This window comes from Sphingomonas glacialis (assembly GCF_014653575.1).
Taxonomy (GTDB): Bacteria; Pseudomonadota; Alphaproteobacteria; order Sphingomonadales; family Sphingomonadaceae; genus Sphingomonas; species Sphingomonas glacialis.
In genome coordinates this window covers 772,760-785,409 of the sequence record NZ_BNAQ01000001.1, presented here as the reverse complement: position 1 = coordinate 785,409, position 12,650 = coordinate 772,760, and the positions used below count along the sequence as shown (strand labels likewise).

Annotated in this window: 10 protein-coding genes; 5 read left to right on the top strand and 5 right to left on the bottom strand. The window is 66.9% G+C overall.

Annotated features, from left to right (window positions below; all coding sequences use genetic code 11):
- The first annotated feature begins 53 nt into the window (after nt 1-53).
- Both IE187_RS03715 and IE187_RS03710 read left to right on the top strand, forming a co-directional pair.
- The gene (locus IE187_RS03715; protein ID WP_189675145.1) at nt 54-1,262 is read left to right on the top strand and encodes an MFS transporter; all 1,209 of its coding nucleotides are present in this window, start codon (nt 54-56) and stop codon (nt 1,260-1,262) included.
- A gap of 29 nt (nt 1,263-1,291) precedes the next feature.
- Nucleotides 1,292-2,209 carry an EthD domain-containing protein gene (locus IE187_RS03710; protein WP_189675144.1) on the top strand — a complete coding sequence of 306 codons (918 nt, stop codon included), beginning with the start codon at nt 1,292-1,294 and terminating at the stop codon, nt 2,207-2,209.
- A 39-nt stretch (nt 2,210-2,248) separates the two neighbouring features.
- Here the strand turns inward: IE187_RS03710 and IE187_RS03705 are convergent, their stop codons facing one another.
- Both IE187_RS03705 and IE187_RS03700 read right to left on the bottom strand, forming a co-directional pair.
- Nucleotides 2,249-3,334, bottom strand: a complete 1,086-nt coding sequence (locus tag IE187_RS03705) for an alkene reductase (RefSeq protein WP_189675143.1) — start codon at nt 3,332-3,334, stop codon at nt 2,249-2,251.
- A gap of 28 nt (nt 3,335-3,362) precedes the next feature.
- Entirely contained in the window at nt 3,363-4,007 is a 645-nt protein-coding gene (locus tag IE187_RS03700; RefSeq protein WP_189675142.1) for a DsbA family oxidoreductase, read from the bottom strand.
- Between the two features lie 139 nt (nt 4,008-4,146).
- On the opposite strand from IE187_RS03700, the gene IE187_RS03695 reads away from it, so the two are divergent.
- Nucleotides 4,147-4,572, top strand: a complete 426-nt coding sequence (locus IE187_RS03695) for an organic hydroperoxide resistance protein (RefSeq protein ID WP_189675141.1) — start codon at nt 4,147-4,149, stop codon at nt 4,570-4,572.
- A 17-nt stretch (nt 4,573-4,589) separates the two neighbouring features.
- Nucleotides 4,590-5,045 (top strand): MarR family winged helix-turn-helix transcriptional regulator, encoded by a 456-nt coding sequence (locus IE187_RS03690; protein ID WP_189675140.1) that lies wholly within the window; start codon nt 4,590-4,592, stop codon nt 5,043-5,045.
- Between the two features lie 4 nt (nt 5,046-5,049).
- Here the strand turns inward: IE187_RS03690 and IE187_RS03685 are convergent, their stop codons facing one another.
- Complete coding sequence (locus tag IE187_RS03685; protein ID WP_189675139.1) at nt 5,050-7,092, bottom strand: putative bifunctional diguanylate cyclase/phosphodiesterase; 2,043 nt, start codon at nt 7,090-7,092, stop codon at nt 5,050-5,052.
- A 232-nt stretch (nt 7,093-7,324) separates the two neighbouring features.
- Between IE187_RS03685 and IE187_RS03680 the strand changes: the two genes are divergently transcribed.
- The gene (locus tag IE187_RS03680; protein ID WP_189675580.1) at nt 7,325-7,960 is read left to right on the top strand and encodes an SOS response-associated peptidase; all 636 of its coding nucleotides are present in this window, start codon (nt 7,325-7,327) and stop codon (nt 7,958-7,960) included.
- A gap of 121 nt (nt 7,961-8,081) precedes the next feature.
- On the opposite strand, the gene IE187_RS03675 is transcribed toward IE187_RS03680, so the two are convergent.
- The gene (locus tag IE187_RS03675) at nt 8,082-11,261 is read right to left on the bottom strand and encodes an efflux RND transporter permease subunit (protein ID WP_189675138.1); all 3,180 of its coding nucleotides are present in this window, start codon (nt 11,259-11,261) and stop codon (nt 8,082-8,084) included.
- On the bottom strand, nt 11,258-12,514 hold the full coding sequence (locus IE187_RS03670) for a TolC family protein (RefSeq protein ID WP_189675137.1): 1,257 nt from the start codon (nt 12,512-12,514) through the stop codon (nt 11,258-11,260). The genes IE187_RS03675 and IE187_RS03670 overlap by 4 nt, the downstream gene beginning before the upstream one ends.
- Nucleotides 12,515-12,650 lie beyond the last annotated feature (136 nt).

Here is a 12,650-nt window from a genome sequence, read left to right as displayed (position 1 = left end):
CGTGCGACTGAACTTTCCGTCGCGCGTTAGAGGCGGCTGAACAGGAGCTGCCCATGTCGTCCGTCGTCCATCCCCATCTCGCAGCGCCGCCCGCGGTCCCATCGGCGGGGCGCGGGCTCGCGGTGCTGCTGCTTGCCGTCTCGGCGTTCGTGATCGTGACGACCGAATTCATCATCGTCGGGCTGCTGCCGAGCCTGTCGCGCGATCTCGGGATCTCGATCTCGACCGCGGGTCAACTCGTTACGCTGTTCGCTTTCACGGTGATGCTGGCGGGGCCGTTCCTGACGGCACTGCTCTCGCATTTCGAGCGCAAGCGGCTGTTCGTCACGATCCTGGTGATCTTCGCCGGCGCCAACGCGCTTGCCGCGGCCGCGCCCGACATCTGGATCCTCGGGCTCGCGCGCTTCCTTCCAGCGCTCGCACTGCCGGTGTTCTGGGGCACGGCGAGCGAGACTGCGGGCGAGCTCGCCGGGCCCGAAAAGGCCGGCAGAGCCGTCGCCAATGTCTATCTCGGGATTTCGGGCGCGATGGTGCTCGGCATTCCGATCGGCACGCTCGCCTCGACCGCGTTCGGCTGGCGCGGGACGTTCTGGGGGCTGGCGGGGCTGTCGCTGGTGATGGCGGTATTGCTGTTCGTGGTGATGCCGACGCTGGCGCGGCCGGCGCGCGTGAAACTCGCCGAGCAGGCGCGGATCCTCAAGGACCCGTATTTCCTCGGCAATGTCGTGCTGTCGGTGATCGTCTTTACCGCGATGTTCACCGCCTATACCTATCTCGCCGACACGCTCGAGCAGATCGCGAAGATCCCGGTCGGGCAAGTCGGCTGGTGGCTGATGGGCTTCGGCGTCGTCGGGCTGGGTGGCAACTGGCTGGGCGGACAATTCGTCGGGCGTGGGCCGCTGATGGTGACCGCGGTCACGGCGCTCGTGCTCGCGATCGGCATGGCGGCGACGACGCTGGTGGCGGGCTCGCATCTCTGGCTCGCGGTGGCGATTGCGGTGTGGGGGATCGCCAATACGGCGCTCTATCCCATCTGCCAGGTCCGCGTGATGCAGTCGGCGAGCCATGCGCAGGCGCTTGCGGGCACGCTCAACGTGTCGATGGCGAATGCCGGGATCGGGCTCGGCGCGATCATCGGCGGGTCGGTGATCCAGCATCTCGGGCTGGGTACGGTCGGCTATGTCGCAGCGGCCATCGCCGTGCTTGCCGCGATCGTTGCGGCGCTGGTCGGTCGGCTCAGGCCAGCGCGCGCCGCCGCATAAAGCCCCCACCGCTTTTCAGGAGTATCGTCATGCCCAAGGTTTCGATCACCACCGATTATGCCGCGCGCGATGCCGGCATCGCGATCAACAGCTACACCACCGTCCTGCGCCGCCCGCGCGTGCCGCACGACGTGTTTGCGACCTATTGGCGGGACGTCCATGGCCCGCTCTGCTCGCGTATTGCCGGGCTCGGCTGGTACGTTCAGAACCATTTCGACCGCGAGCAGGATGCGCATCTCTGGCCGGAAGTCGACGGGATCGCGCCGTTCCCCGACTATGAACTCGATGGTGGGGTCGAGATCGGCTTCTTGTCGGCGGACGATCAGGGCGTGTTCAACGCAGCGAGCTCGATCCTCTTCGCCGACGAGCAGAACATGTTCGCCGCGACCGTCGCATACGCTCTGCCGGACGGGTCGCGCACTTTGGTCGACCGCTTGCCCGACCCGGTTCCCAATGGCGATGACGGGATCGACCGGATCCACGTCCATTTCGGCGCGGCCGGGACCGACGCGAAGGCGTTCGGCGACTTCATGAGCAATTTTGCCGAAACGCTTGCGGCGGAGCCAGCGGTGCTGAAGCTGCGGCTGCATCTTCCGCAGACCTATGACAATGCCGAGCCGGCACCGCCCGCCCCCAATGTCGACCATCAGGTGCCGCCCGAGCGGACGACGATTGCCGTGGTCGAGATCGCGTTCGAGACGCCGATGACGCGGCGCGCCTTCTTCGAAACCGAAGCGTTCCGCGCGACGATGGACGCGCAGAAGGCGCATATCGCCTATGCGTCGGCGTTCGCGGTGAGCGGGGTCTACACCTATGTCCGCGACAAGACGCTGACCATTGCCGGACTGCGCGGCAGCCGCGCGGCGCAGTTGATCGAGCGGCTCGGCGCGAACAATCAAGTCGCGGACGATGTCTGCGACCTGATCCGGAGCGGCTCGCTCACCTAAATGCAAGCGGGGCCGGCACTGCGCCGGCCCCGCCACCCGTCAGGCGTTTTGCTCGGCGAGCGTCGGATAGTCGGTGTAGCCCTTCGCCCCACCGCCATAGAGCGTGGCCTGATCGATCGTGTTGAGCGGCGCATGCTGCTTGAAGCGCTCGACCAGATCGGGATTGGCGATGTACGGCTGCCCGAATGCGATCAGATCGGCAGTATTCGACTCGACTGCCTTGGTGGCGAGTTCGAGCGTGTAGCCGTTATTCGCCATATAGGTGTTGGCGAAACGGCGGCGCAGCGAGGCGTAATCGAACGGCGCGAAATCGCGATCGCCGCCCGTCGCACCCTCGATCACATGGAGATAGACCAGGTCCAGCGCGCTCAGCGCATCGACGATATAGTCGAACAGCGGCTGCGGGTTGCTGTCCGAAACGCCGCTTGCAGGCGAGACCGGCGAAATGCGGATGCCGGTGCGATCGGCACCGACCTCGGCGACGACCGCCTTGGTCACCTCGAGCATCAGCCGTGCGCGGTTCTCGATGCTGCCGCCATACGCGTCGGTCCGGTGGTTCGCGCCGTCCTTGGCGAACTGGTCGAGCAGATAGCCATTGGCGCCGTGCACCTCGGCGCCGTCGAAACCGGCACGGATCGCGTTGGCAGCCGCGCGGCGGAAGTCCTCGACAATGCCGGGCATCTCGTCGAGCTCGAGCGCGCGCGGCGTCGAGGTGTCGACAAAGGCATTGCCGACGAAGGTCTTCGCCTCCGCGCGGATCGCCGAGGGCGCGACCGGCGCACCGCCGTTGGGCTGGAGGTCGACATGCGAGATGCGCCCGACATGCCACAGCTGGAGGAAGATCTTGCCGCCCGCCGCGTGGACGCGGTCGGTCACGAAGCGCCAGCCTTCGACTTGCGCGTCGGTGTAGATGCCGGGCGTGTCCTGATAGCCCTGGCCTTGCTGCGACACCTGCGTCGCCTCGGCGATGAGCAGGCCGGCGGTGGCGCGCTGCGCATAATAGTCGGCGGCGAACGGGCCGGGGACGAAGCCCGCCGCCGCGCGGTTACGCGTGAGCGGGGCCATCACGATGCGATTGGCAAGCGGGATCGTGCCGAGCGTGTAGCTGTCGAACAGGGTAGCCATTTGTGTGTCTTTCGGTCGGTGAGGGGGATCAGGCGGCAGCGATTTCGCGGATCGCGCGCTCGAACAGTTCGGTCGGCTGGCCGCCCGAGATCAAGTGACGATCGTTGATGATGATCGCGGGGACGGAGGAGATGCCGCGCGATTGCCAGAGCTGCTCGGCGGCGCGGACTTCGCGGGCATAGGCGTCGCTCTCCAGGATTTCCGCGGCGCGTGCCCGATCGAGCCCGACCTTTTCGGCGAGCGCGACCAGGACGGCATGGTCCGAGGGATCCTGCTGATCGGTGAAATACGCTTGGAACAACGCGCGCTTGAGGTCTCCTTGCTTGCCTTCGAGCTCGGCCCAGTGGAGCAAGCGGTGGGCGTCGAAAGTATTGTAGATGCGGCTGTCAGCGCCCATCGCCATCGTGAAACCGAGATCGGCGGCGCGCTCGCGGATCGTCGCGCGGTTGGCGGCGGATTGCTCGGGCGTCGCGCCATATTTCTCGGCGATATGCTCACCGATGTTCTGGCCGTCCTTGCCCATCTGCGGATTGAGTTCGAACGGCTGGAAGGTGATTTCGGCATCGACCACGTCGCTCGTCCGCGCGAGCGCGTCCTCGAGCGCGCGCAACCCGATGATGCACCACGGGCAGGACACGTCTGAAACGAAATCGATCTTCATTGGCTTGGGCATAGGGCACCATCTGCGGTTGGAGTGTTGAAAGGCGATGTGGGGACTGGGCAACGCAAAAACAGGGGCGGAACTCACTTGTATCAAATTATATTGCACACAATATAACTGCTTCCCCGATCCTCACTTCAGGAGACCCACGATGAGCACGCTCTACAGCACCAAGGTAACCGCAGTCGGCGGCCGCAGCGGCACGATTCGCAGCGACGACGGCTTGCTCGACCTTCAGCTTGCGATGCCGGCCGCACTCGGCGGCAAGGGCGGCGCGACGAATCCCGAGCAACTGTTCGCCGCGGGCTATGCCGCTTGCTTCGAGAATGCGGTGATCCATGTCGGCCGCAGCAAGCCGCAGAAGGTCAAGGATGACGACATCTTTGTCGTCGCAGAGGTCGGCCTGTCGCCCAATGCTTCGGGTGGCTTCGTCCTGTCGGTCGCACTCGACGTGACGATCACCGGGCTCGATCAGGCCGCTGCCGAGGCGCTCGTCGCGCAAGCGCATGCGGTGTGCCCCTATTCGAACGCGGTAAAGGGCAATATCGACGTCAAGATCACCGTCACCACCAAGTGACGCACACGGAGGCGGCGATGCGCGAAGACGACGATTTCCTGCGGCTCGACCGACAGGTCTGCTTCCCGCTCTACGCCGCCTCCAATCTGTTCGGTCGGCTGTATCGCCCCGTGCTCGCCGAGCTTGGGCTCACCTATCCGCAATATCTGGTGATGCTCGTGCTGTGGGAGCAGGCGCCGCAAAGCGTCGGCGCAGTCGGCGAGCGGCTGCATCTCGATAGCGGCACGCTGACGCCGCTGCTCAAGCGAATGGAGAGCGCCGGGCTGGTGACGCGCCAGCGCGACGCCACCGACGAACGTCGCGTGTTGGTCGGCGTGACCGCACAGGGCGTGGCCTTGCGCGACGCCGCGCGCGCGGTGCCGCAGACCTTGGCGAGCGGGCTCGGCCTGTCGGCGGCCGAACTTTCCGATCTCCGCGCGACGGTGCAGCATCTCGTCGGCGTTCTCGCGACCGCCGAGGCGGAGGTCTCCTAGCGGCTCAGCCCGCGAGCCGGTGCACGCCGTCGTCGCCCGGCGCGAGCGACCGCGCCTGCGAGTCGGCGACGAAGGCGAGGCACTGCGCCATCGGCATCGGGCGCGCGAGGTGATAGCCCTGCATCATCTGGCACCCGAAAGTCCGCAACATGCGCAGATCGTCGATGCTCTCGACGCCCTCGGCGGTCACGTCGATCCGTAGCGACTGACCGAGGTTGAGCACCGCCTTGACCAGCACTTGGTCGCCCGCAGAATCGGCAAGCCCCGAGACGAAGCAGCGATCGATCTTGAGGCTGTCGACCTTGAGCGTACGCAGCAGCGACAGCGACGAATAGCCGATCCCGAAATCGTCGATCGCGATGCGGATTCCCGCATTCGACAGCGCCATCAGCTTGCGTGCGCAATCGGCGGTGTCGAGTGCGGTCTCCTCGGTGATCTCGATCTCGAGCGCGGTGGGGGGCAAGCTGCGCTCCGCCAGCGCGGACAGGATCATCCGGTCGACCGGCAATTGCGACATTTCGCGCGGCGATACGTTCATCGCGACCGTGACATGATCGACACCGCGCTCGCGAAGCGCCGCGATCATCGTGCAGACTCGGTCGAGGATCAGGTCCATCAGCGGCCGTGCGAAGCCCGCCTTGGCGGCGGTCGCCATCAAATCGGCGGGCATGATCCAGCCGAGCGTCGGATGCTGCCAGCGCACCAGTGCCTCCAGCCCGAAGACCCGGGTGCCGCCATCGCCGAACATCGGCTGGAACCACACGTCCACTTCAGCCCGGATCAGCGCCGCGGGCAGATCGCGCTCGATGTCGCGGCGCAAGTCGAGCGTGCTGCGCAGATCGTCGCCGAACACGTGGCAGCGATTCCGCCCCGCCGCCTTGGCTGCATACAGCGCGAGATCGGCGCACGACAACATCTCGGGCATCTCGCTGTCGTGCGTCAAATGCAGCCCGCCGCTCAGCCCGACACGCGCCACCGTGCCGAAGGTCGGGTAGGGCGCCGCCACCGCGCCGATCAGCCGGTCGGCGAGATCGAGCGGCGGGGTGAGCGCGGCATCGGCCGCGAGCAGGACGGCGAACTCGTCGCCACCCCAGCGGCTGATGAGGACATCCTCAGGCAATTCGCGACACAGCCGTTGCGCCACCTCGACCAGGACCTCGTCGCCGATCTTGTGACCGAACACGTCGTTGATCGCCTTGAAGCCGTCGAGATCGAGCAGCATCAGGCAGAAGGGCGGCTTGGCCCGCTCCATCTGCGCCGCAGCAGCGCGCAGGAAACCGGCCCGATTGAGCAAGCCAGTTAGATGGTCATGGTCGGCGCGGTGGCGCATCTCGCTCGCGGTGCTCTGCGCGCTGGCATTCGCGGATTCGAGCGAGCTGTTGAGCGTCGCCATGCAGTGCGTCAGCGCGCTGGCGCGGCGGAAGGTCGCCTCGGCCTGCCGCGCGGTGGCGACCAACGCCGCCCAATAGAGCACCATCGTCGCCGCGAGCATCGTGCGATCGAACCCGCCGACCGCGAGCAGCGCGATCGCGGTCGAAACGATCGGCGGCGTGATGAAGGCGATCGGCACGCGCGCGCACGCGCCGCCATGCGACACCGCGCCCGCGGTTATGCCGCAGCCGACCGCGAGAAAGAACAACGATTGCTGCGTCGTGTAGAGCGCGCACAGCCACGGCAGCGTCGCCCACGCGCACCCCGACGCGAGCGTGACGACCCACAAGGCGCGGAGCTGGCGTTCGACGGCCGCGGGGGTGACGGGCGGTGTTGCCGCGCTGCGCCGACCTCGCGTGCGCCACTGCAAGACACCGCGTGCGATGTTGACGCTCAACGATGCAGCGAGCCAGAGCAGCGCCATGCGCGTGGCGCCGGCGTGCCACGCGACGGCGGCGCAGAGCAGGGTGAGCAGGACGTTGATCGGCAGCGCGATCGCCACGCTGCGCTGCGCCTCGACCAGCTGATCGACCCGGACGCGCCAGTCCGAGCACGACGCTTCCCCAAAGGCTGACGATGCGCCGGGAGATTCGCCGGATAGAGTGGTATCGACCATGACTGCCCCTTGCACGCTATCCGTAACGATCGGGTAAAAATGGCGGCTGGCTGCGGGATGTTCCGGAAGCGATACCACTGCCGACCGCATGAGATCGGAGTGGAGACGTGGCGTGTGGGTGGATTGATCGCCGCCAGGCGGTTGCTTAGATGACGGGAGGCGGTAGCCTATGGCGCGCTCCTCCAGGGGCGAGGTGTCGGCCCTTCAGCCCGATCCACCGGAGCGACCGACGATGTGCAACCGCGCCCGCCTCAGCTACGAGCCCGAAACGCTCCACACACACCTCGCGACGGTATTCGAACCCGAGCGCCCGCTCGACAATCGTTTCAACCCGCGCGAGCTGATGCCGCGCGGACGCGCGTATGTCGTGCGCGAAGAGGCCGGGCGACGCGGGCTCGATATCATGGCGTGGGACGTGCTCGGCGGCGCGGCGGCGTGGCCGATGACCAACGTCCGCAATCTCGGCCTGTCGCAGTGGCGTGCGCTCGCCGCCAGCCCCGAGAACCGCTGCCTCGTCCCGCTCAGCGAATTTTGCGAATGGACGCCCGACGCGCAGGATCTCGGCGACGGCAAGAAGCCGCTCAAGGGCGAGATGTGGTTCCAGGTGACCGACCAGCCGCTGTTCTGCGTCGCTGGGTTCTGGCAGCGTACCGCCAAGGGCAACGGCTTCACGATGGTGACCTGCGACCCCAATCCGCTGGTCGCGCCGATCCATCCCAAGGCGATGGTCACGATCCTCGCGCCCGAGGATCACGAGCGCTGGCTGCGGGGCAGCTATGACGATGTGGTCGCGCTGCAGCGCCCGTATCCGGCGGAGCGGATGACGGTGCGCGGGCCGGTGTTCCCGACGCGGCGGAACGAGACGTAGCCATCCCCCCGCCGTCACCCCGGCCTTGTGCCGGGGTCCACCGTGATCCACATACTGCCGGTTCAGCGTACGCGGCACGCTGGACCCCGGCACGAGGCCGGGGTGACGGCGGGGGGTGGGATCAGTCGGCCGCCACCTCGTCCTTGGGCTTCGGCGCCCCAGCGTCGCGGATCAACCACCGATACAGGCTCGGCAGCAGCACCAGCGTCAGCAGCGTCGAAGTGACGATCCCGCCGATCACCACCGTCGCCAGCGGCCGCTGAACCTCCGCACCTGCCCCACTCGCGATCGCCATCGGCACGAAGCCGATCGAGGCGACAAAAGCAGTCGACAGCACCGGCCGCAATCGATCACGCGCGCCTTGACGCACCGCGTCGTCGACCGGAAGCGCATCGCCGTCGCGGCCGTCGCGCAGGCTGTTGATATGGTCAATCAGCACCAGCCCGTTGAGCATCGCGATCCCCGACAGCGCGATGAAACCGATCGCCGCGGTGATCGAGAACGGCATCCCGCGTAGCCAAAGCGCCAGCACGCCGCCCGTCACCGCGAACGGAATGCCGGTATAGACGATCGCCGCCTCCTTCACGCTGCCAAGTGCTGCATAGACCAGCAGGAAGATCAGGATCAGCGCGGCGGGCACGACGATCGACAACCGCTTCTGCGCCGCCTCGAGCTGATGGAACTGCCCGCCGAATTCGATGCGATAGCCTGGCGGCAGCTTGACCTGCTGCTCGACCTCGGCGCGCGCCTTTTTGACATAGCCTGCAAGATCGCTGGTCTTGAGATTGACCATCAACGCTGCACGGCGCTTGCCGCCGTCGTGCAGGATCGGCTCGACCGCGCGGATCGTCCGCAAGTGCGCGACGCGTGACAGCGGCACCATGCCGTATTCGCCGACGCGCAGCGGCAGCGCGAGGATCGAAGCGGGATCCGCACGCAGATCCTCCTTCATCCGCACGACGATCATGTGGCGTGCTTCTTCGTGCGGGATGAAACCTTCCTCGGTCCCCGCGATCGCATCGGTGATCGCCTTGTTGACCTCGGCGGTGCCGAGCCCGAGCCGGTTGAGCGCCGCATGATCGAGCTCGACGACGATGCTCTTCGGCCGCCCGGCGGTCTCGAACTCGACGCCGGCCGTGCCGGGCTGCTTCTCGAGAATCGCCTTGGCCTGCTTGGCCGCCTTTTCGAGCACGTCGTAATCCTCGCCGAACACCTTGACCGAGACGTCGGCGCGGACGCCCTCGAGCATCTCGTTGAAGCGCATCTCGATCGGCTGGGCGAATTCGAAGGTCTGGCCCTTGTAGACCTTCCGCCCGATCTTCTCGATGCCTGCGACCAGCTCTTCCTTGGTCTTGGGCTTGCCGTCGCCGGTCGGCCAGTCCTTGAGCGGCGCGTAGAAGATGTAGAGATCGTTCTCGTTCGGCGGCATCGGATCGGTCGCGACTTCGCTCGTGCCGATCCGTGAGAAAGTGTGCGTCACTTGCGGGAACTGGCGCTTGATCTGACGCTCGGTTTCCTTCTCGATCGCGAGGCTGCGGTCGAGCGACATGCCGACCGGACGATAGACCATCGCGGTGATCGCGCCCTCGTCGAGCTGCGGGGTGAATTGCGAGCCGAGCGTGCGGAAGACGAGGAACGTCCCCGCCAGCAGGATGAGCGCGCCGAGCACGAGCAGCTTGGGATGCGCGAGCGCGCGCTCGAGCACGGGGAAATAGCCGCGTTCGGCATAGCCGATCAGCCCCGTCTTGCCGCCGTCGCCGGCTTCGCCAGCGGGCGCGCGCAGCAGCCAGGCGGCGAGCGCGGGGACGATCGTGAAGGTCCAGATCAGCCCGGCGAAGATCGCGAGCATCACCGCTTGCGCCATCGGCTGGAACAGCTTGCCCTCGACCCCGCCGAGGCTGAGCACGGGCACATAGACCAGCGCGATGATCACGATCCCGAACAGCGTCGGCCGCGCGACCATCTTGGCCGCATCGGCGACGGTCTGGCGGCGTTCCTCAGGCGTCAGATCCTCGCCCTTGTCGCGCCGTCGCTCGGCGAGCAGCCGCAGGCTGTTCTCGATCACGACGATCGACCCGTCAACGATCAGTCCGAAATCGAGCGCGCCGAGACTCATCAAATTGCCCGACACGCCGATCGCGGTCATGCCCGAGACGGTTACGAGGAAGGCGAGGGGGATGACCAGCGCGACGATCAGCGCCGCGCGCCAATTGCCCATCACGACGAGCAAGACGAGCGCGACGAGCAGCGCGCCTTCGCCGAGATTGTGTTCGACGGTCGAGATCGCGCGATCGACCAGATCGGCGCGGCTATATTGCCGGTCGAGCACCATGCCCTTGGGCAGCGCCGCCTGGATGTCGGGCAACGCATCCTGTACGCGCAATGCGACTTCGCGGCTGTTCTGCCCGACGAGCATCATCACCGTGCCGAGGACGGTCTCGCGCCCGTTTTGCGTTGCCGCCCCCTGGCGCGGGGCCGAGCCGATCACGACGTTCGCCAGATCGCGGACTTGCAGCGGCAGCACGCCGGCGGCGAACTTGACCGGGATCGAGCCGATCTCGGTCGCATTCGTGACGCGTGCCTTGGTCAGCACGGTGAAGCGCTCGGGCCCGCGCACGATGATCCCGCCGCCGGCATTCTCGACATTCTTGCCGACCGCATCGGCGAGTTCGCCCGCGGTTACGCCGTGCAGCGTGAGGCGTGCGGGATCGGGCTGGACGACGAACTGCTGCTCCATCCCGCCGTTCGAATTGACGTCGGCGACGCCGGTGACCGCGCGCAGCATCGGGCGGACGGTATATTCCTGCGCCTCGTAGAGCTCCATCAACTGGCGCTGCGCGTCATAATCCTTGGGCGGATTCTTCCATTCGAGCGTGTAGTAGTAGATTTCGCCCAAGCCCGTCGTGATCGGCGCCATTTGTGGCGTCGCACCCGGCGGAAGCTGATCGCGCACCGCCTGGATTCGCTCGGCGACGAGCTGGCGCGCGCGCAGCTGGTCGGTCCCGTCCTTGTAGAGCAAAGTGACCTGGCTCAGCCCGGTCTTGGTCAGCGAGCGCGTTTCCTGCAGGCCCGGCTGGCCCGCCATCGCCCGCTCGATCGGCAGCGTCGCGAGCCGCTCGATCTCCTCGGGCGCGAGCGAGGGGACCATTGTGTTGATCTGGACCTGGACGCCGGTGATGTCGGGAATCGCGTCGATCTTGAGCGCAGAATAGGCGCCCATGCCGAGCATCGCGACGATCGCGGTGACGATCGTCACCGCCAGCCGGTGACGCGTCACCAGCGCGAGCAACCAGCCGATCATCGCGCGAGCGCGGTCCCGCCGTTGAGCGCGCGCAACTGGAGCAACGCCTCGAGCGCCTCGCGCCGCGTATCGAGCACGGCGTTGGTCGCCTCGATATAGGATTGCTGCATCTGCATATAGACCTGCAGCGGGATCGCGCCGAGGCGATAGTTGCGGTCGGCGTCGGCGGCGGCATCGGCAAAGCCCTGCGGCGTGCTGCCCGACCATTGGCCGAGCGCCTTGCGCTTGGCCTCATATTGCGCGGCCTGGTCGAACACGTCGCGCTCGATCCGGCGCTCGGCGTTGATCAGCGTGGCATTGGCCTGCGCCTGGCGGCCTTGTTGCGCGGCGACGTCGCCCGCCTGGCGGTTCCATACCGGCAGCGTGGTCGACAGCCGCACACCGTAATTTGTCTCGCGAATGTCGGAGCGGGCGCGGTCGTAATACGGGCCGACGCCGACGATCGGGATGCGCGACTTGCGCGCAAGACCGACGCGCAGGCCCTGCTGCTCGAACTGCGCGCGCAGCGACTTCAATTCGAAATTGTTGGCGGCGGCACTCGCCGCGAGCGCTGCGCCCGAGGGGAGATCGGGTAGACGCATGTCGGGGCGGATGACCCGGATCCGCGCCGCGAACGGTGCACCGCGCAACTGATTGAGCTCGTACAGCGCCGAATTCGCCTCGGCATCAGCCATCGCCGCGGTGCGCTCGGCGGTGATTGCGCCGGCTTGGAGCGATGCCGCTTCGAGCCGTGGGGCAGGGCCGGCGGGATCGCGTGCGACGAGAACGCGCGAAAGGTCGCGCATCCGTGCGGCTACGGTTCGTGCGGTGGCGGCCTTTTCGTCGGCGGCAAACAGTCCGTACCCGAGCGAGCGGGCCCGCGCGGCGAGCGTCGCGTCGAACTGCTGGAGACCGATCTTGGCAAGGTCGATCTGCCGCTCGGCGATCGCGCGACGCAGCGCGATCCGCCCGCCGAATTCGATTGGCTGGACGATCGACACGGCATAGGTCTGCCCGTCGCCGAGCAGCGCGCCGGTGGTGCGGTCGTTCGCACTTCGCTGGCCGAATTCGACCACGGCCTCGGGGTCGGCCCAGCGCCCGGCGGCGGCGCGTTCGACGCCGGCGGTCTCGATCTGGCGCTGATAGAATTGCCGCTCGGGATTGTTGGCGATCACATCCTGCGCGAGCCGGTCGAGCGACATCCCCGTCGTCTCCTGCGCTGCCGCCAGCGCTGGCGTAGCGGCGAGCACCACCGCGAGGACAAGATTCCGCATGCTACTTCCTTAAGACCGAGCTGCACCCGTTAGCGGCGCGAGCGCTCGCGTCGACTAAACACGAGTTCAGACAGAAGGGTCCGCTGTGGTCCAGTGTCGCCTCGCAGCAAAGCTGAAAGCGAATTTAGACAACCCT